The sequence below is a fragment of the Hymenobacter montanus genome (genome assembly GCF_014699115.1).
Taxonomy (GTDB): Bacteria; Bacteroidota; Bacteroidia; order Cytophagales; family Hymenobacteraceae; genus Hymenobacter; species Hymenobacter montanus.
In genome coordinates, this window is the sequence record NZ_JACXAD010000019.1 from 52992 (window position 1) to 71564 (window position 18573).

The following is an 18573-nucleotide window of genomic DNA, read 5'->3' on the forward strand; positions in this document are numbered from 1 at the left end:
TCGCTTTTTACAGGCTTTTTGAGGCTATTCCACCTCATTCTTTGTGGCTCCTGCTAAGGTGTTTGCGTGCAGGGCCAGCGTTTCTTTTACCTGCTGAGTAACCCGCCGGTAGTTCTCCTGCACCACCACGGAGAGCGTGGCGGCGCTATCTTCTTCGTCGGTGCCGAAGGTGGCCACCGGGTGCAGCGGAAACCGCTCCGGGGAAGCGTCGGCCCGGGAGATGACGCCCTGGAAGAAGGTGCGCTCGGTTTCCACCGTCTGGCCGATAAACTCGCCCTGCTGCAGGCCGATGGCATCCTGCACCCGCACCAGGTTGCGCTCCTGGTAGCTGGTGCTCAGGTTGGAGCTGTGGCTGCCGTGGCCCCCCGCCCCGCCCTGGCTCTTGCCGGTGCTGGTGCTGTGCATCTGCTTGTCCTCCCGGCCCACGAGTTCAGAAATGAACTTGGCCGTGTCGAGGGAGTTGACCTTGCCGAAAAACTGGTTGTTGAGGTTAGAGACCATAACCTTCATCTTTTCAGGCCCATAGGCATCGGTCATTTGCGCCAAATCCTGGGTCATGTAGATGGTGGCCACCCTGTTGCTGCGGGCCGTGGCCGGCAGCAGTTCCAGCCCGGGCACGTAGACCGTGGCGGCCTCGTCGAGGAACACGTAGCTGCGGTGCTTATGCTGCTGGTTCATGAGCTTGATGGCCACCGTGATGATGCAGCTGACCACCGGCGAGAAGGTTTCCTTGAGCGTCGGGTCGTTGCCGATGCAGAGCAGCGCCGGCTGCTTGGGGTCGTTCAGGTTCAGCGAAAACCCCTCCCCTTTCGCCTCGTCGGGCGTGAGCACCCACACGATTTCCGGGGAGTTGATGCGGTTGAGAATCACCTGCAGCGTGCCCACCACGGCCGCCACCTGCTTCTCGGCCCGCTGCTCGACGGCCGTCACGATGCTGCGCACCATGCCGGCGCACTCCGGGTCGGTTTCCAGCATCGAGAGCACGTGCTTGAAATCCTTGTGGATGGCCGTGGCCACCACGTGGGGAATGGTGCAGTAGCGGGGGAAGTGCTTTTTGTAGAACCAGATGATGCCCGTCAGGTAGGCCACCGCGCTGATGTCAAAGAACTCCATCTTGCGGATGCTGGCCGGGTTCAGGTTATTGATGATGGCCCGCGAGTACTCCTCGGCAAACGCCACCACCGGCATGTCGGCGGCCCGCAGCGGGTTCACCCGCTCGCTGCGCTGCAGGTCGCGGAAGTTGATGACGTGCAGCACCACCGCCGGCTCGGGCTCTCCGTTGGGCAGCAGCCGCGGCGGGCTCTGCTGGCGCCCGGCCAGCTCCAGCGCCTTCTGAGCCACTTCGGCCAGTACCGGGAACTTGAAGTCGTAGATGAGCCCGGCAAAGTTCTTGGCCGCCAGCTGCTCAATGACCGGCTCGCCGATGGAGTAGGTCTTGCCCGCCCCGGCGCCGCCGAGCACCAGCACGCCGCGGTAGGGATTGGGTACGTTCACCCAACCGCCCCCTTCCGTGGGCAGGTTGAACCCATCCGGCGTCTCCAGCTTCCTGCGCTCCACGCTCAGCCCAAACTCCGGGCTTTTGGTCGCGGCCCGCAATAGCCCTACCACAAAGCCGCTGGCCAGCGCCGCAGTCACCGCGACCGGGTAGCCCAACCGGATAAAGCCCGGCTGGTAGGAGGCCATGGTCAGCAGCACGTAGGCGCTGAGCAGAAACAAGCCCGCGCAGCTGGCCACGACCACACGCACGGCCTCAGGCCGCAGCCGCTTGCGCCGGGCCGGGCCGCCGGGTTTGCGCTCGGGTGCCGGCAGCACGAATACCAGCACCCCGGCCGCGAGCAGCACCAGCGCCCGCAGGAAGATGCCGGCCGCGTCATAGAGCCGGCCGGCCTTGACCAGCAGTTTGCCTTTGAATCCCTGGCCGGCGGTGGCCACGCGTAACGCGGCGACCCCTCCCCTGCTCACTACCTGGTCGACGGCCTGGCTCGTGGCCGTGGCCAGCTCGGCGGTCGGCTGGCCTACCACCGGCGCCGCCTGCCGCTGCAGCCGCTTCCGCCGGGCCTTGGCGCGTTGCTGGTTGATGATGACCATCCGGGCTGCCAGGCGCTGGCCGGGGGCTAGCGAGGGCGCCTGCCCGGCCTGGTGCTGGGCGGCCCGGGCTGCCACTAATTCCGCGGGGTGCTGCAGCACGTACCATTCGCCGGCCAGCAAGGCCAGCAGCAGCACGCCGATGAGCAGGCCGACGGAGTGGGACTGGGCCGCCGGCCGAGGGGGTAAACTGGTCATAGGGGAGTAGAACTAGTGGGTTGATTGCTGGCCGGGCTTACATGTCGATGTCCAGCTCTGCGCCGCGGCGCCCGGGCTTCTCGGCCACGTGCTCGGTGCGCTCGTCCTGAGCGGCCTCCCGGGCACGGCGTACCAGGTGCTGCACCGCGTGCAGGGCCGTAGCGGCCTGGCGCTGCGGGGCAGCGGCCTGCTCCCGCCCCGTGCGCAGCAGCTGCAGGGCGTTGTCGATGGGCCGGCCGTCACGGGCCCGCTCCTCGACCCGGGCCAGCATCCGGTAAAAGGTCTTGTCAAACTCCCGGGCCACGGCAATGCCCTGCACTTTCTCGGGCACCAGGTGCTGCTCGCGGGGCACCAGCAGGTTGATGCGCGCCACGCGCCCGGCAATCTTCTCCAGCCGGCCCGCGTCGTGGGTGGTGTCCCGTTGCCGCGTGGCCTTGGCCCGTAGCTTTTCATGCTCCTGGGCCACGTAGCCAAACTGCCGCTCAAACTGCCGGCCCGCGGCGGCCTGCCAGCGCATCAAATCAAACCGCTGGCGGCGCCCGCCGGGGTTGAGGGTTATCTTCTGCTCCGCATCGCGGGCACTGACAATGACGTGCACGTGGGCCTGCAGGCCCGCCCGCTTCTGGCCCGCTTTAGCCGTGCCGGCCACCACTTCGGGGTCCGTGCCCCGGTGGGTGCGGTCCTGGTGCAGCACGGCACCCCACACAATGTCCTGGCGGCCCAGCTGCCGGCCGCCGGGCAGCGTAAAGTTCTGCGCGTACTGCTGCATTACCTGCCGGGTGTAGGCCCGGAGCTTGTCGGGGTCGCTGCCGATGTGCGCCAGCTCCTGCTCGCTTGGGCTCAGCACCAGGGAATAGAACTTGGCCTCGCCAGACCGCAGGCCTTTGACGTTGGTGTCGATGGACTGCTGCACGTGCGCGGCGCTCAGCTCGTCCGCGTCCGCGCTGAAAAACGTGGCTTGCTGCCTCTCCCCTACCGCTTCGTGCTGCAGGTATTGCAGCGTCTGCGCGCTGCTGCCGGTGTTGGTATAGGCGGCTTTGCCGTGCGTTTTGGGGTTGATTAATTTGACGTACATCCGGGAGTAAATAGGTGTTTTGCTCGCATATCGGGGGCGCTTTTTCTTGCCTATTGCCCCTGTCCAGCCGTCGCTTCGGCCGGCTTGCTGCGCTTGCCGGGCCCTGCTTTTTGGGCTGCTTCCAGGGCTTCCTTCACCTGCCTTTCCACGGCGTCCTCGTTGCGCTGGCGCAACAGCTGCAGGGCCTGCTGCTGCCGTTGCAGCTGCGCCTCGCTAAGCGTTTCCAGCTGCGCGTTGAGGTTGCCCACCAGGATTTCATTCAGGCGCAGCACCCGCTCCAGCGTAACGCGGGTGCGCAGCATCTCCTCCAGCATGGCCGTGAGCAGCGTGCGCTCCTGCTCCTGCATAAAGCCAAATACCCGGTCCCCGAGCTTCTTTATCTGCTGCATGATGAGCTGCCCCTCGCGGGCCTCCGTCTCGCGCGGGTCCAGGCCCCGGGTGGCAAAGTATTCCACGGCCGCGCTGGCGTACACGCCCAGGCTGGTACCGACTTCCGCGGCGGCCGCTTCGGCTTTCCGGTGGGCGTTGTTGTCCAGAGTCACCCGCTTGCGTAATTCCGTGCTCATCGTACTGTTTCCAGTTTAGCAGCCCTGGTGGGCCATTTTTAGCGCTTTAAATCAGTTACTTAGCAATCAGTGGCCCATAAATCAGCTCTGCTGGTTTACAAACAACTCAAGACCAAGGCGTTAGCCGCAGGATGGGGTTGTTCTTCTTGCTTAGACTACTCTATAGTTAGTAAAAAGTTAGTCAGAAGCTAGTACGTAGCTTTGCATCGCTGTGTTAGCAGCTGGCGCTTTTTTACCTATTGCCCTTTTCTACTGCGCCCTGCTGGCCGGCGGATTGGACCGCTGCTTGTGGCTTCGGCAGTTGGCCTCGCGTACTGATTTAGAGTCAGGCGGGGCTTGTACACCTTCGAAATAGCTTTCCAGAGCCTAGCAGTGGGGTTTCCGTTCGGCACTCGCAGCCTGTAGTTCTGCAATTCTGTATTTCTGTTGCTAAACGCAAACTGAACACCCCTGCAGTAAAGCAGCTTCATGAGTTGATTTCTGCTTTTCTGTTGTTCTGGATTTCTGCAGTTGCACAAGAATGGCAACCACGCATGACTCGCTGGTATTTTCTGCTTTTATACCATTCTGCTTTCCTGTAGTTCTGTTGTTAGAAAAATACTACCTATTGGCTCTGTCTATAGATTTTCTTTTCTGCAGCCACACAGTTCTGCAGAATGACTTTCCTGTTAATCTGCCATAGCGTTGTTTTGCATTTCTGTTTTTCTGTTGTTTTGTATTTGTGCTTAAAAACTGATTGGCAGGGTTGCTTTTCTGTTTCCTTGCGTAACAACATTTCTGCTTTTCAGCAAAAGCGTTGTTCTGCCTTTCTGCTTTTCTATTACTTTTGGCTCCACGCCCCGCTGGTCCCTGTGACCGGCCGCTACTCACGCCCTCAACCCCGCACCAACTATGTCCAAGGTTATCAGTTTTGCCACCCAGAAGGGGGGCTCCGGTAAATCCACCCTGGCCCTCGTGCTCGCCGCCCCGCTGGCCACCGAGTACGGCCTGCGCATCGCCGTGCTCGACTGCGACTACCAGCAGAGCATCGTCAAGACCCGCGAGCAGGTCGACGCGGCCAACTTCGCCAAGCTGCGCGAAACCAACCCCGACGCTCAGTACCCCTACGATGTGTACCCGTGGCAGCTGAGCCGGATTTTTGATTTCATCGACAACCCCGAGCACAACTACGACCTGATTATCATCGACGTGCCCGGCCGCGCCGACGGGGACGACGTGTTCAACGCCCTGACGGCCTGCGACGCGGTAATTGTGCCCCTGGTGTCGGACTACCTGGACCGGGCCTCCACGGCCGAGTTCATGACCATCCTGGAAGCCATCAAGAAAGCGGCGGATGATGCGCAGATTGACTTCCAGTACTACGGCCTGCCCACCAAGCGCGTGGCGGGGCAGCGGGAGGAAAAGGAAATGGACGACTACATCGACGGGCTGGGCCTCTCGCGCTTCAATTCCTACCTGGGCCACCGCAAGGCCTACACCCGGGCCTCGACCCTCTACAGCCTGCTCAACCCGGCCTGGGCCCGCTACGCCGGCGGCACCAAGGACACCAGCGACGAAATCCGCCGCGTGTGCGAGGAGCTCATCGAGCGCCTGGGCCTGCCCGACCGCCGCGCCACGGCCGCGGCTTCCGTATCCACCGCTTCAACCTCCGCGAAATAATGGGCTTCGAGAAACCACAAATCACCCCGCGCCGCCGCATTGAAGTGCCCGAAGAAGCCCGCCAGCAGGCGCGGGCAGGAATGGGGGGGGAGGCCACCCGCACGGCCACTGCGCCGCCGGCCCCGGTAGAGCCCATCGCGGCGCCAGCTGCGGTAGCGGCTCCGACTCCAGCGCCCACCCCAGCAGAAGCGCCGGTAGCACCAGCGCCTGCCGCCGCTGCTCCAGCAGTTCCAGCGGCTGCACCCGTACGAGCCTCCACACGGGGACGGAAGCCCGCCGCGGCCGCTGTGCCTGCGCCGGAGGTCGAAGTGCCGCTACACACGGTCCAAATCGCCAAATCCGTGGTGCAGGAGATTAAGATGAGCCTGCTGCTGGCCACACCGGGTCCGGACACGCCCACGACCATCAAGAACTACCTGGAAGCTGCTCACCGGCACTACGACGCGCACCTGCGCAAAACCGGCAAGCTGCCGCCAGCCAAGTAGGGGAGGGGTAGAAAGAGTTGAACCAACAAAGCCAGCCTCTTAGGGGGCTGGCTTTGTTTTTTGGGCAGTGGGGGAGGGGCTAGTGGTGCCCCGATTGAAGTCGCCGCTGGTTATTTTTTGGGATGGGATTACTTGGCCCTTAGGGTTGATAACAGATTCTCCAGGTTGTTCAAGGACATCTTCATGCCCGCGGTGAAGCCCTCGAGGATTCTTTCCATCCGTTCAAGGGATTCATTGTACACCGTGATGCGCACGGTGGTGGTGCCGTTTTGCTCACTGAACGTATGATTCCACTCCGACCCGGGCAGTTCAACGTTTTCGTCTTTGTCGGCAAACGCATTGTACATGCTAAAGTGGGTCTTGGGCGTAATGGCAGTGTATTCCTGCACGGCCCAGCGCTCCTCGCCTGCGGGGGTGACCATCGCATAAAACCGCTTTCCGCCCACGCGGAAGTTCTGGTATCTGGTTTTGGCGGTCATGGGGTGCGGGGGCAGCCATTGGTCCAATAGGTCGGCCCTGGTGAACGCGTCCCAGACCAAGGACAGGTCCGCGTCAAATTCCCGGGTGATGGTGACGGTGTGGGCGGCTTTGTCAACTGCAAAATCAAAGGCTACCGTGTCGCTCATTTTTTCTGGTTTTTAAGGGTTGATAATACCTGGTCTAGTTGCGTGAACCGCGTTTCCCACAGCTTTCGGTACTGGCTCAGCCAGTGGTCCACTTCCTGCAGCCGTTCCAGCTGCAGGGAGTAGTGAATCTCGCGGCCGTGTTGCTGCTGGGTGACCAGTTCACATTCCGTTAGAACCCGAAGGTGTTTGGACACCGCTTGCCGGCTGGTCTGGAAGTGTTCGGCAATGGCGTTGGGGGTCAGTGCCTGCAAGGCAATCAAGGCGATGATAGCCCGCCGGGTCGGGTCGGCGATGGCTTGGAAGATATCTCTGCGCATGGGGCCAGGAAATTTTTATGAAACCGATTGGTTGCAAATTTATGTGCAACCAATCGGTTTCGCAAATAGCTTCGCAATCATTTTTTCCGAACTTGTCTAAACAAGTGGCTGGCGCACGGTGAAAACTGGACGCCCCTACAAAAGCGACACAGTCAGGCAATAGAGAACAGCCGGCAATACACTTATAAAAGCCATCTCTCACATTTTATAAGCGAGGTTACCGAAGCCGCTCTCTGCAGCAGTGCGGTTTGCGATTTATTACCTGGGGCTAAAAAATGCAATAAATCTGCCCAGCAGGCCCAAAACGGGGTTTGTAAAGACTAAAACCGATGCTTTACTGCCGTTGCTGAGCTAGGGTTTTGCTTATAAAACGTGCTAGTTTGCCCTTTACCGGGCTTGGTCTGCTTATAAAACGTGGTAATTCACTATTAGTCAAAAGTTAGTATAAAGTTAGTAACATTAGCCGAGTCCGTGAAAAAAGTCGAAATGACTTATAAAAAGTGGTGCAAGGCTTTCAGACGTCCATGGCTCAGTGGCAACTGAGGTTACTTATAAAACGTGGTTTTAAGCGGCTATTATGCTGTGTTCACTTAGAATAGTGCAATCCCTGTGGCCATCAGGCCCGCCTGCTTTTTTTGTTGTTTTCTTGTTTGTCCTGGCCCGAGGTTTGAATCATCTCCCTAAAAGCTATTCCGGTTGCGCATCAACAATCTTTGTGAGTTTATTTGTTTTTCCTTGTTTATTTGTAGGGCTCACAAGTACCTGATAATCAATAGTATATAATGATATAAAACCACTTTTTATAAGCGAAAAACCACTTTTTATACCTTTTATTACCACGTTTTATAAGTCAACTCTCACGTTTTATAAGTCTATGGACCACGTTTTATAAGTAAAAAACCACGCCTAACTACCACTGTGGTTTTTTATCTGCCGGCAACTTACATTTGCTTTATCCCGCGTCCTTATGTCCTAGTCTATGAAGCCTGAAGATACTGCCGTTGTACTTGTGGAGCCGGCCCCGGTGCCCGTTGTCCGCCAGCACAACGCCATCACGCAGGCCCGCTACGACTACACGGCGTGTCAGCTGGACATCTTCTTCTACCTGCTCTCCCGGCTGCGCCGGGATGACACGCCGGACCAGGAGTACACCATCTACGTGAAGGACGTGGAAGCCCTGACCGGGCGGCAATGGAATTACCAGCAGCTGCGCGAGGCGACGGCCGATATGGGCTCGCGTATGTTCGAGGTGGAAAACGAGCGCACCTACCAGCAGCTCTGGATGTTTCAGCGGGTGGAATACATCAAGGGTAAGGGCTGCCTGCAGATTCAGCTGGCGGCGCCCATCCGGCCTTTCCTGTTCAACCTCAAGGAAAACTTCACCTCCTACCAACTGCACTCGGCCCTGAAGCTGAGCAGTAAGTATGCCAAGCGCATCTACCAGCTCGTGAGCCAGTGGAAGGACAAGACGTCGACGCGGACCTACCCGCTGGACGAGTTCAAGCAGATGCTCCACCTGAAAGACCCCAAGGGCAAGGAGCCAGAGCTATTTCAGAACATCAGCCAGCTCAAGGCCCGGGTACTCGACATCGCCGTGCGCCAGGTCAGCGAGCATACCGACCTCAAGATTGACTACGAGCTGGTGAAGAAGGGGCGGGCCTACGATGCCGTGCGCTTTACCATCGCCCGCCAGCAGCCCCAGCAGCTACCCATTCCCTTTGAGCAGCCGGCGGAGGACGCCCGTGCACACGCGGCCCGGCAGCACCTGGAGGCCCTCGGCATCAATCAACCGCAGCTGGTGGCCACCATCCTCGGCGACCCCAAGCACCTGGACCAGCTCTTCAAATTCACGTACCAGCTGAAAACCGATAAGGTCAAGGCGACGAAGAACCCCGGGGGGCTGTTCCTGAAAATCTGCGGCCTGCGTTAGGGTTGTGCTATGCCTTCTCCCTACACCTACCGGGGCATCAGCTCCCGCGCGTATGCAGACCTTAACGGCGGCATAGTAGCTGACCGGCTTGGCGTACCTGCTGGTTTGAGAGGCAGCCTGCTGACCTTTCTGCACCGGGGCATGGGGGTGATGAACTTCACCTGTTTGGGCGGCGAAATCACCTATTCTGTAGGCCCGCTGCCGGCTGGCTACCACTTTGCGGTGCGCTGGCCCGTTTCCACGGTTAAGGCCAACCTGGTCTCGACCTGGCTCGGTGAACTGCACCAGGAGCAACAGCCGGCGCCCGGTGCCACGCAATGGAAGCAGGTCGTATGCACGTACCTGGCAGGGTTGCTAAGCAGTGGCGCAGCGGTTCAGGTAAGCTACGAGCCGGGCGATGCGCAGACCGGCTACGGCAACCTGAACCTGACGGCGGAAATCACCACCGAGGCGCTGACCGCCGCGGCGACCCAGGAAGATACTGGCCCGCCTCCGCAGCTGCCTGACTTGTTGCCGGCTCCATTTCTGGTACCCTATGAGCTGGTGGCGGGCGTGATTGGCGAGAACCTGGCCGCCGCACGGGCCGTGTACGGCCAGGACCATACCGCCTTACTAGCGCTGCTTTTACCCCTGACCGGGCGCGAGCTGATGGCTGACGTGCTGGTGGGGTTTACCTATCACATTTACCTGAAGCAGCCCAACCGGGCCTACCCGTTTCTGCGGCGCGCGGCGGACAACATCCGGCTCCTGGACCGGCGGGTGGCCAAGTGGGTGTTGGACCTGGTGGGCAGCATTGAATTCCAGCACCTGCGCTGGCCGGAGCAGGCCGAAGCCACCCTGGTACAAAGCATGACCGTTGGCAATGAGTACGCCCTGCTAAAGCTGGCGTACCTCTACCTGCAGCAGGCCAGTGCCGTGAATCGCAAGCAGGCGCACGAACTGGCCCGGTACGGTGAGTTGCTGCTCTCCGTCTCTCAGCCCGACAAAGGTGGCCTTGGTTAAAAGTTTGGTACAAAGGTTAAACGAGCGGGGCCGCTGGAGACTTCCAGTCGAAGGCAAAAAGTGCCTCCACGTCGAAGCGGAGGGAATCTTTCAGGGCGTCTTCCGAGAAATCGAACTCGCCGTGCAGGTTGACGTGCTGCCAGCTCACGGGCGAGCTGGCGGCGATGGCATCGGCCACGGCTTGGTGCTCGTTTAACCTTTGTACCCACCTTTTAACCAAGGCCAAAATCGGTTAGCTGCCGACCTCAGCTACGATGTAGCTTCCAGGGGCACCATAAGCAACGACTGGCATCATGCTGGTCTATTTCCAGAAGGGTTTTGCCTTAATCCGGGCCGTGGGCCATTGCCACGCGTGTCGCAGGAGCCGGTACCCCGCGGCGCAGGTGGCCGCCGGCCCGCCCCAATACACGTGGGCCCCGGCCAGGCGGCGCAGGCCCTGCGCTTCCGCTGCCTGCAGGTACTGCGCCGCCGAGAAGGAATCCACGACCTCCACCCGCAGGGGCAAGCCGCCGTCCAAGTCGGCAAACACGTCGTTGCGGTGCCGGGCGTGGATGACGCTGATGCAGGGCACCGCGGGCGGCAGCTGCCGGCGCAGCGCGTAGAAGTGCGCCAGGCAGGACACGTCCCCGAGAAACACGTGCGCGGGGGCGGCGGGGTCGAGGAGAAACTTGCCGCCCGGTCCGTAGAAATGCACTGCGTCACCGGGACGGCACTGCGCGGCCCATTGCGCGCCCGGCCCGTCGGAGAAAGTGCAGACCGCCAACTCCAGTTCGTGCCGCCCCGCGTCGTGGCCCCATACGGAATACGTGCGCTTGCGCAGGTTGGCCGCGTCACCGGCCGCAGCCAAGCCAAAGAAGACGTTCAGGGTCTGGCCGGGGATGTAAGCCCAGTGCTCCAATGCCGGCCCGGTGAGGGTGATGCGGTAGGTGTGGGTAGCTATGCGCTCGGCGCGCCGAACGGTCGCTTGCTGGGTCACCTGCCGGGCCAGGGACGTGAAAATGCTCATGGACTACTAAAGGGTTACCCGCTAGTCGAATAGCGGGCCGTGAGACCGTATCCATCGGCCTGGCCCCGTCGCAATTCGGCGCCATTTTGCCTTCGGCACCTAAATACTGGCCTCGTGCGCATTCGACACTTATGCGACGCCCCATATCCGGCTTCATTCGGCCACCTCATTTCAGCAAGTTTAGCACCAGGACGGCGCACGCACTTACCGGAAGGTCTCAATGGTTCGCTCCGGCCGGCCCAGTTCGGCCCACGTTTCTTCGGCAATGAATTCTTCTTTAAAATCCTGAAAATAATCGCCCATCATGCCCAGCAGCTTGAATTGCGGGACAACAATTCCTATCGCTTTGATGAGGCGGATGGGAAATTCTGAGACCTTCAGCACCGGGCGGAACAACCGGCTGTACCGAACCAGCGCCTCGTGCATGGTCACCGCTTCCGGTCCTTGCATGACGTAGTCTTTGTTGCCCTCGGCGTTGCTGGCCATGGCCTTGCTCACCATGCGGGCATAATCCTTTCCCGCTATCCAGTAGAGGGGATGGCGGATGGGTTTGAATCCCTTCAACGCCGACCCTTTGTGAAACATGAATTCCAGGCTTTCCATAAACCACGACGGGTGAAAGAAGCTGTACGCGATGCCAGATGCTTTTACCAGTTCGTGCCCTTTTCCGCGGATTTCGTTCACGAAAATGGTTTTGCCCGGTGCGAAGTCCCGGCGGTAGGCGCCCAGGCCGGATATCTTAAAAATGCGCGCTACCCGGTTGCGTTGACACGCCTCGATTATGTTTTTCACCCCGTCCAGTTCCGGTTGGAATCGGGCATTGGGGGTTGCCGTGGATAAATTGAGGTACACCGCTTCCACCCCTTGCAAGCCTTTTACCAGGCTATCTACCTGTTCCAAATCCGCCCTCACCAACTCGACTTGGGCCGGTAGCAGCCGTTTGGCTTTGACAACGTCCCGGACCAGTGCCTTTACTGCGAAGCCATCGGCGACCAGTTGGCGGATGACGAGGGGGGCGAGATTACCGGTGGCCCCGATGACCGCTATGTTTTTCATATCACTCGCTTAGGTTTGTTTACCGGTTTATTTAGCGCTTCCCGTTATCACCAGCTGCCCGCCAGCGGGCAGCACCACCCCGTTGCCCCCCGCGGCCCGGAACGCCTCCGAAAAGGCCTGCGCCGTGCCGTGGTGCGACACCACGAATGTTTCCCAGAGCCACGATGACCGGTACATGTAATGGTCGGGGATGGCCAGGGGAGCGCCGGCCGCACGGGCCACTTCCGCGGCTTCCGCGGGCGAGAGGCTGAGTTGCTTGAACACGGGCTTGATGCGCAGGTCGTTGACGGGCAACAGGGCGATGTCCACCGGACCGGCCGCACGGGCGAGGCTGGTTGAAATGCGATGGCCGACCACCAAAATCTTCCAGTCGCCCGCTTCGATTTTCCAGGCCGTCTCGTAATCAAAGGCGGTCGGTTTCGTGTTGTCCCGGGCCTTCACCGCCGTGATTTTGAATACGCCAATGGTCACCGTTTCTCCCTCGTTGACGGCCCGGACATCGCTCAGGCCTGCCGCCAGCGCCTTGGCGTGCTGCTTGGTGCCGCTGGGGATGACGAGGGGTACCTTCGTAAGCGCGGAGTTTTTGATGCCTTCCAGGTCAAAATGGTCGTAATGGTCCATCGTCGAGGTGATGGCCGTGAGGGCCGGCAGGGCGTTCAAGGCAAGGCCCAGTTTTTCGGATGGCGGGTACTCTTTGGTTTCGGTAAACCACGGGTCGGTGAGCAGGGCCTGCCCGCCGTATTCGATGAGCACCGAGGCGTGCACGACACGGGTGATGGTTATTTCGGCGGTATGCTTGGCCGGAATGGCGACGGAAAGCGGCAGTTGCCGGTTACCCGTTTGGGTCATCTTAAGAGTCGGGCTACAGCCGGTGAGCACGGCTACGATGCCCAGCACCAACAGAGAAGGTGCCGTTGACGAAACGATGGATGGCTTACGGAGTTGCATGATTTTCAATTGGTCATGCAAACCTAGCGGGCGTCGCTGGCCCTCAAATTGACCTATGGTAAGAAATGCGTTAGCCGTGGACCATCTCTTTGCGGATGCGGCTCAGGCTTTCGGGCGTGATTCCCAGGTACGAGGCTATCATGAACTGCGGCACCCGTTGCACCAGGCCTGGCCGCTCTTTCATGAAATCGGCATAGCGCTTTTTCGCATCGTCCTTTACCAGCGAGACGCTGCGCCGGATGAGGCTTATGGCCGACTGGTCGGCTAGTGTTTTCCCCAGCTTCATGAAATGAAACGAGGACTCAAAAAGCATATTGAGGTTGTCAAAGCTAATGGCCAACGCCGCGGTGTCTTCGAGCGCTTGGATGAAGAAGGAGGTCTTTTGCCGGGATAAAAAGCTCTGTAAGTCAACGATAAAATCGTTTTCAGCCGCGAATTGCCGAATATGTTCTTTGCCGTCCTGTAACAGATAAGATTTTACAAGCCCCGAGTTAATAAAATACAACTGGTTGGAAACCTGGTCCTGCGATAAAAGATACTCTGTTTTCTTAAAGAAGACTGGCGTAAAAAAAAGCAGGGCACGCGCAAGGTCATCTTCCGGAACACGAACGAGGCCTTTGAGTCTTGTTTCAAGTTGGGAGCTTTCGGCAATCAAAGGGTTGAACAGCTAGGAGGCAAAAAATTGCCGGGTACATGATGTATAAAGGGTGGCTGAGTCGGCCCGGGTACCGTCTGCGGGTAGTTGCTTTTGGGCGTCGCGCCGGCCGCTGCCGGCGCGCAGGTGCTGGATTCGAGGTTCAGGGGCAGCTAATGAATGAGGTTGCGGGCGCGCCGGCTTGTTGTTTCTACCCCGCAACATTGGTATTAGTCAAAAGTTTGGCCCAAAAGGTAATCGGATTGGGCAATACCAGGTTGTATGGTAGAATTGCTGTTATCTCAACAAATCCATGCTCTGGGCCCCAGCGGACCGCCTCGTTTAACTTTTGTACCAAACTTTTAACCAAGGCCAAAGGTCCCTCCCCGCACGATGCTGACCACAGCCGGGCCGGCTACCACATCGTGGCGTCGGTGTACCTGTGGAATGTCGACCTGGAAGCCGCGACGCGCACTCACGCCCCCTTTTTAGGGGATACAAACTGGTGTCTTCGACACCGCAAGCTGGTCGAGGCCTACCTGCTGCTGGCTTTAGTCCTCAACGACGGCGATTTCATCAACAACCTCGTGCTTGATTACCCCATTGTTCGGCAGGAATTCGCGCTGGTGCTCGGGGCTTGGCAGCACAATGAGCAGCGACCGGAAGTGCAGGGGTTCAGCATGGCCATGATACCCTACATCAATCAGATTCGGGGAGCTCGTCGCCGGTATTACGACTAATTTTTGCCGCCACTAAGCCCGGAAACGGGTGGCTGACCTGAGAAGTTAATGCGCAATATGCTGGACGCAACGCGGCATTATTGCGCATTATATTGCGCCTTATGGCCAAAGAACCCGTCGTCCTGCTACCTCGCCTAGTGCAGCTGCTGGCCCAATCGGGTGAGAACATCCGACTGGCCCGTCTGCGCCGCAAGCTCAGCGCGGCGCTCGTAGCCGAGCGCGCGGGCATCAGCCGTAACACGCTGCATGCCATTGAGCAGGGGAGTTCCACAGTGAGCATGGGCGGCTACCTGCAGGTGTTGTTCGTGCTGGGGCTGGAACAAACCATTCTGGAGCTAGCCGCCGACGATGTGCTGGGCCGTAAGCTGCGGGACGCCGGGCTGCATGTTCGGGCGCGGGCTCCCAAACAGCCTGCTCAACAGTAACTTTTGACCCAATAGGTCTGCCATTGGCATGCCTCATGTTATACCTTCTCGGGTATAATTTATTCTAAATTGCGTAATTTTATACCCGTTCGGGTGTTAAATTTTTCTTTACATTCGTGATTACCCCCGAACGGGTATAGCCTATGACCTCTCCGCTGGCCGCCTTCGTTAAGCAGCGCCGCAAGCTGCTGCAGTTGTCCCAGCCCGACCTGGCCGCGAAAGCGGGGGTGGGGCTGCGCTTCGTGCGCGAGCTGGAGCAGGGCAAAGCCACCCTACGGCTGGACAAGGTCAATCTGGTACTGCGCCTGTTTGGCCATGAACTGGCGCCCGCCCCGCTGGACCGCGCGCACTTGGTAACCGAGCAACCATGAGAAAAGCCGAAGTCTACCTGCACGCGCAACTAGCCGGGCACCTGACGCAGGACGAGCAGGGCTACACCTTCGCCTACGCGCCGGCCTACCTGGCCACGGCCGGCGCGGAGGCCGTCAGCCTGACGCTGCCGCTGCGCCCGGCGCCCTACGTGGAGCGCGTGCTGTTTCCTTTTTTCGACGGGCTCATCCCGGAGGGCTGGCTGCTGGAGGTGGCGGAGAAAAACTGGAAGCTAAACGCCCGCGACCGGATGGGCCTGCTGCTGGCCTGCTGCCGGGACTGCATCGGCGCCGTGAGCATTCTCCCGCTGGAAACCGAAGACGAGTCATGAGCCGCTGCCTGTCCTGCTATCAGACCCTGCCGGAAGGCGCCGGCCCGGACTACCACCCGGCCTGCAGCCGCCGCCTGTTCGGGAAGTCCGTGCCGCCCGTCTTTCCCTACACCGAGGCCGAGATGCTGGCTTTGGCTGAGGCCGTCGTGCGCCAGCACATCACCGTGACGGGCGTGCAGCCTAAGCTGTCACTGACTATTGCGCCGGCGGGCACGGCCGGGCAGCCCCCACGCTTTACCATTGTGGGGGCGCTGAACGGCGAGTACATCCTCAAGCCGCCGACGCCCCGTTACCCGCATTTGCCGGAAGTAGAAGACCTGACCATGCACCTGGCGTCGCTGGCCAAACTGCCCACGGTGCCCCACGGCCTGCTGCGCCTCGAAGGCGGCGCCCTGGCCTACGTCACGCGCCGCGTCGACCGGGTGAAGGGACAGAAGCGGGCCATGGAAGATATGTGCCAGCTCACCGGGCGGCTGACGGAAAATAAGTACGACGGCTCCCACGAGCAGGTGGCCAAGGCCATTCTGCAGTACTCGGCCAATCCTGGCCTGGACGTGGTCAACTACTACGAGCTGGTGCTGTTCAGCTTTCTGACCGGCAACGCCGACATGCACCTGAAGAATTTTTCGCTGCTGCAGACGCCCGGTCTGGGCTACGGCCTGGCGCCGGCCTACGACCTGGTGGCCACGGCCCTGGTGAACCCCGCTGACACCGAGGAACTGGCCCTGACGCTCAACGGCAAGAAACGGCGACTGCGGCAAGTCGACTTCCGCCAGGCCGCCGCGAGGGCGGGCATCGACGAGAAGGTAGTGACAGGCATGCTCACGCGCTTCGTCAGGGCCCGGGCGGCCTGGGAGTTGTTTATCGACCAGAGCTTTCTGCCTGTGGCCCTGCAGGAGCAGTTTCATGCCTTGCTGGCGCAGCGGTTCGCGCAGCTGGACCTGACGTAGGGGCGGACTTGGTAACGCCGGTCAAGCGGATGCGGTATCGTCTTCCGCCGTCCGGGCGGCCTCAGCGCGCACCACGGCAAACAACTCTTCTTCCGACACCTGGAGCACCCGCGCCAGCTGCTGCAGCTCGCCGACGGTGCAGGTGCCGGGGCTGCGCTTGCGGGTGTCGTAGGTGCGGGCCGACACGCCCCAGGCTTCCACGATGCGCTTGCGGGTGCCGGCTACTTCCAGCAGCTCAGCTAGCGTGACAGGATAGTGCACGCGGGGCGGACTGGTCAGGGGTTCAGTGAAGGCAACGGTAGGAGGGGGTATTTTAGACATCAGGGCTAAGCTAAAAAGGCACAGAATAGAGTGCCTAATGTAGCTCTACGTTGTCCTTCGCCTGTATGGCCAAGTATGCCGGGCTGAATCAGTTGGTTACACATCGACAATGCCGCCCAGCTTTTTGTATGGCTCGTTCTGCATGATTCGGCAGCCTTCTATGATGTTCTCTACTTCGGCTTGGTACGCAGTGCCGGCGTAAGCCAGATTACGGGCAGCCAGTAACACCTCTCGTGCCTTCTCCTGCACTAGCTGTTCCTGATGAGCGTGGTTTGCGTGACGTGGACGCTTGGAGGGAAGCGACTGCTGCAGCCTGGCAATCTCGTTGTAGTGCCGGTGTAAGGCCATTACTTGTTCGTGAAGAGTGGTGCTCATAATGAGTGCATAAGGGCAAAAGCGCGGAGCGGCCACCAAATCTACCCATTCGCACGCACGGCAGCAGGCTTGGCGCTTTAAATCATCTTGATAATTTCCGAAACCGGGTCATATCCTTCGTCTGTGAAAGCTAGTATAGCACCCGAAACGGCCCCTTCTTGCGTTACCAAGCACTGCAATGCCGCCTCGACATCCAAGCCATCCGGGAAATCACGCTCAGCTATCTGCACTACTCTGGTCGCCCCATCGGGCATGGTCAACTCCCAGATATAGACAATGAAATACTCCTGCTCATCGACCAACCCGGCCCAACTTAGTTCCGGTCCTGAATGGGTGTCCTGGTAGTCCTTCCACCTGACCAGCCAGTAAGGGTCCTGCACCAGCTTCTCCTCGAAAAGCATGCTCATCCCTAGCTGTCGCATCATGTGCGAGAAAACATCCCGCGGCCCAAAGCTATGGAGGCGTCCACCCAGGGGGGTATTTTCATAAGCTTCACGGCTGGCCATGCCTTTGGCAGCCAGCATCTTCAACTGCGGAAAAGTCAAGTCGTCGTAGGGAACGGCCGTCAGGCGTTCGTAGGACAGTGTATTTTCTACCAGATGTAGCATCAGGGAGAGTCGGTCATCAATCCACTGAACGTACTGGCTGCCGTCTTCCTGCATGAGGTCGTACACCGACACCCGTAGGATGGATGCAATTTTGACCAGCGTCTCCACGGGCATTGCCGTGACCCCGGACTCAAGCTTGCTGTATGTGGAGCGGGCCATGCAGAGCTGCTCGGCCATGTGCTCCTGCCTGATATTTTGCTGCTTGCGCAGCTGCTTGATAGTGGCGTGTAGTTTCATACCGGAAAATGTTTTGGGCAAAGCAAGCGGGTAGTAAACGCCCTACCCAAAATGTTCCGTTATGTCACCTTTTTCTGCGCTTATCGGGAAAACGGCGGCTAATCAGGCAGGATTTGCGAGTGCATTCGTGCCCCTGAAAGAGTAGCGGCTCGCTGAGCTGCTTCTCTCGCTAAGGCTTTCTCTTCCCAGCACCCGCACTCGGCCACCACCAGGGCCAGCCACTGCCTAAGCCGGAACGTGTCTGTGGCCTGGCAGATAAGCGACTCGGCCGCCTGTCGCCGTTGCGGCGTAAATGCCGGATGTTGCAGAATGCAGCGCAATTCCACGCGAATCGCCTCTAACTCACGGCTACGTTCTGCAAGCGAGGAACCGGGAAAACGGGACTTACCGGGCATGGGTTGAGGGTTAATAACCGATGAGGAAAACCGAAAGCTAGGAGCCGCGCAGCTGCTCCGGTGCTGAAGCAACTGCGCGAAAACTAGCGCATCATCTGGGACTTCATCAGCAGCACCGGCCCAGCCACCACGTCCACGGGCGCGTAGTGCTCCAGTGGGTAGGTTTCATACCACGCGGCCGTGGCCAGCGGGTTGATGGGGCGCCGGCGGTCTTTGCCTTCGTCGTCGAACACCA

General features: G+C 59.8%; 23 protein-coding genes. 9 read left to right on the top strand and 14 right to left on the bottom strand.

Translation table 11 applies throughout. The features are described from left to right. Nucleotides 1-24: 24 nt before the first annotated feature. Genes IC235_RS15995 through IC235_RS16005 form a run of 3 tightly spaced genes read right to left on the bottom strand, consistent with a single transcriptional unit; the run spans nt 25 to nt 3924 of the window. Complete coding sequence (locus IC235_RS15995; protein WP_191006201.1) at nt 25-2283, bottom strand: TraM recognition domain-containing protein; 2259 nt, start codon at nt 2281-2283, stop codon at nt 25-27. A gap of 37 nt (nt 2284-2320) precedes the next feature. Beyond that, the gene (locus IC235_RS16000; protein ID WP_191006202.1) at nt 2321-3358 is read right to left on the bottom strand and encodes a DUF5712 family protein; all 1038 of its coding nucleotides are present in this window, start codon (nt 3356-3358) and stop codon (nt 2321-2323) included. A gap of 50 nt (nt 3359-3408) precedes the next feature. Continuing rightward, complete coding sequence (locus IC235_RS16005) at nt 3409-3924, bottom strand: BfmA/BtgA family mobilization protein (protein WP_191006203.1); 516 nt, start codon at nt 3922-3924, stop codon at nt 3409-3411. Between the two features lie 891 nt (nt 3925-4815). Between IC235_RS16005 and IC235_RS16010 the strand changes: the two genes are divergently transcribed. Then, nucleotides 4816-5583 carry a ParA family protein gene (locus IC235_RS16010; RefSeq protein ID WP_191006204.1) on the top strand — a complete coding sequence of 256 codons (768 nt, stop codon included), beginning with the start codon at nt 4816-4818 and terminating at the stop codon, nt 5581-5583. Further along, the gene (locus IC235_RS16015; RefSeq protein WP_191006205.1) at nt 5583-6068 is read left to right on the top strand and encodes a hypothetical protein; all 486 of its coding nucleotides are present in this window, start codon (nt 5583-5585) and stop codon (nt 6066-6068) included. Before IC235_RS16010 ends, IC235_RS16015 begins: the two co-directional genes overlap by 1 nt. 128 nt (nt 6069-6196) lie before the next feature. On the opposite strand, the gene IC235_RS16020 is transcribed toward IC235_RS16015, so the two are convergent. Beyond that, nucleotides 6197-6694 (bottom strand): SRPBCC family protein, encoded by a 498-nt coding sequence (locus tag IC235_RS16020; protein ID WP_191006206.1) that lies wholly within the window; start codon nt 6692-6694, stop codon nt 6197-6199. Continuing rightward, entirely contained in the window at nt 6691-7011 is a 321-nt protein-coding gene (locus tag IC235_RS16025) for an ArsR/SmtB family transcription factor (protein WP_191006207.1), read from the bottom strand. The genes IC235_RS16020 and IC235_RS16025 overlap by 4 nt, the downstream gene beginning before the upstream one ends. A 979-nt stretch (nt 7012-7990) precedes the next feature. On the opposite strand from IC235_RS16025, the gene IC235_RS16030 reads away from it, so the two are divergent. Then, a complete protein-coding gene (locus tag IC235_RS16030; RefSeq protein ID WP_223847352.1) occupies nt 7991-8941 on the top strand; it encodes a replication initiation protein in 951 nt (316 codons plus the stop codon). Between the two features lie 9 nt (nt 8942-8950). Then, complete coding sequence (locus IC235_RS16035) at nt 8951-9943, top strand: hypothetical protein (protein ID WP_191006208.1); 993 nt, start codon at nt 8951-8953, stop codon at nt 9941-9943. Between the two features lie 16 nt (nt 9944-9959). Here the strand turns inward: IC235_RS16035 and IC235_RS16040 are convergent, their stop codons facing one another. From IC235_RS16040 to IC235_RS16060, 5 genes are all read right to left on the bottom strand, one after another. Continuing rightward, on the bottom strand, nt 9960-10121 hold the full coding sequence (locus IC235_RS16040) for a hypothetical protein (protein ID WP_191006262.1): 162 nt from the start codon (nt 10119-10121) through the stop codon (nt 9960-9962). A gap of 123 nt (nt 10122-10244) precedes the next feature. After that, nucleotides 10245-10949 (bottom strand): siderophore-interacting protein, encoded by a 705-nt coding sequence (locus IC235_RS16045; RefSeq protein WP_191006209.1) that lies wholly within the window; start codon nt 10947-10949, stop codon nt 10245-10247. Between the two features lie 204 nt (nt 10950-11153). Continuing rightward, the gene (locus tag IC235_RS16050) at nt 11154-12005 is read right to left on the bottom strand and encodes an SDR family oxidoreductase (protein ID WP_191006210.1); all 852 of its coding nucleotides are present in this window, start codon (nt 12003-12005) and stop codon (nt 11154-11156) included. A 27-nt stretch (nt 12006-12032) separates the two neighbouring features. After that, complete coding sequence (locus tag IC235_RS16055; protein WP_191006211.1) at nt 12033-12953, bottom strand: MBL fold metallo-hydrolase; 921 nt, start codon at nt 12951-12953, stop codon at nt 12033-12035. Nucleotides 12954-13023: 70 nt separating this feature from the next. Further along, complete coding sequence (locus tag IC235_RS16060; RefSeq protein ID WP_191006212.1) at nt 13024-13608, bottom strand: Crp/Fnr family transcriptional regulator; 585 nt, start codon at nt 13606-13608, stop codon at nt 13024-13026. A 404-nt stretch (nt 13609-14012) separates the two neighbouring features. On the opposite strand from IC235_RS16060, the gene IC235_RS16065 reads away from it, so the two are divergent. The 5 genes from IC235_RS16065 to IC235_RS16085 all read left to right on the top strand — a co-directional run bounded on the left by IC235_RS16065 (nt 14013) and on the right by IC235_RS16085 (nt 16402). Next, on the top strand, nt 14013-14327 hold the full coding sequence (locus IC235_RS16065) for a hypothetical protein (RefSeq protein ID WP_191006213.1): 315 nt from the start codon (nt 14013-14015) through the stop codon (nt 14325-14327). A 101-nt stretch (nt 14328-14428) separates the two neighbouring features. Beyond that, nucleotides 14429-14752, top strand: coding sequence for a helix-turn-helix transcriptional regulator (locus IC235_RS16070; protein WP_191006214.1), 324 nt, complete (start codon nt 14429-14431; stop codon nt 14750-14752). Nucleotides 14753-14895: 143 nt separating this feature from the next. Further along, nucleotides 14896-15123: a helix-turn-helix transcriptional regulator gene (locus IC235_RS16075; protein ID WP_191006215.1), complete on the top strand. Its 228-nt coding sequence runs from the start codon at nt 14896-14898 to the stop codon at nt 15121-15123. Then, entirely contained in the window at nt 15120-15452 is a 333-nt protein-coding gene (locus IC235_RS16080) for a HipA N-terminal domain-containing protein (protein WP_191006216.1), read from the top strand. The genes IC235_RS16075 and IC235_RS16080 overlap by 4 nt, the downstream gene beginning before the upstream one ends. Continuing rightward, on the top strand, nt 15449-16402 hold the full coding sequence (locus IC235_RS16085; RefSeq protein WP_191006217.1) for a HipA domain-containing protein: 954 nt from the start codon (nt 15449-15451) through the stop codon (nt 16400-16402). Before IC235_RS16080 ends, IC235_RS16085 begins: the two co-directional genes overlap by 4 nt. A 21-nt stretch (nt 16403-16423) precedes the next feature. Here the strand turns inward: IC235_RS16085 and IC235_RS16090 are convergent, their stop codons facing one another. The 4 genes from IC235_RS16090 to IC235_RS16105 all read right to left on the bottom strand — a co-directional run bounded on the left by IC235_RS16090 (nt 16424) and on the right by IC235_RS16105 (nt 18571). Then, entirely contained in the window at nt 16424-16723 is a 300-nt protein-coding gene (locus IC235_RS16090) for a hypothetical protein (protein ID WP_191006218.1), read from the bottom strand. 96 nt (nt 16724-16819) lie between these two features. Further along, the gene (locus tag IC235_RS16095) at nt 16820-17098 is read right to left on the bottom strand and encodes a hypothetical protein (RefSeq protein ID WP_191006219.1); all 279 of its coding nucleotides are present in this window, start codon (nt 17096-17098) and stop codon (nt 16820-16822) included. A gap of 77 nt (nt 17099-17175) precedes the next feature. After that, complete coding sequence (locus IC235_RS16100; protein ID WP_223847353.1) at nt 17176-17943, bottom strand: helix-turn-helix domain-containing protein; 768 nt, start codon at nt 17941-17943, stop codon at nt 17176-17178. Between the two features lie 478 nt (nt 17944-18421). After that, nucleotides 18422-18571: a hypothetical protein gene (locus IC235_RS16105; protein WP_191006221.1), complete on the bottom strand. Its 150-nt coding sequence runs from the start codon at nt 18569-18571 to the stop codon at nt 18422-18424. Between the last annotated feature and the right edge of the window lie 2 nt (nt 18572-18573).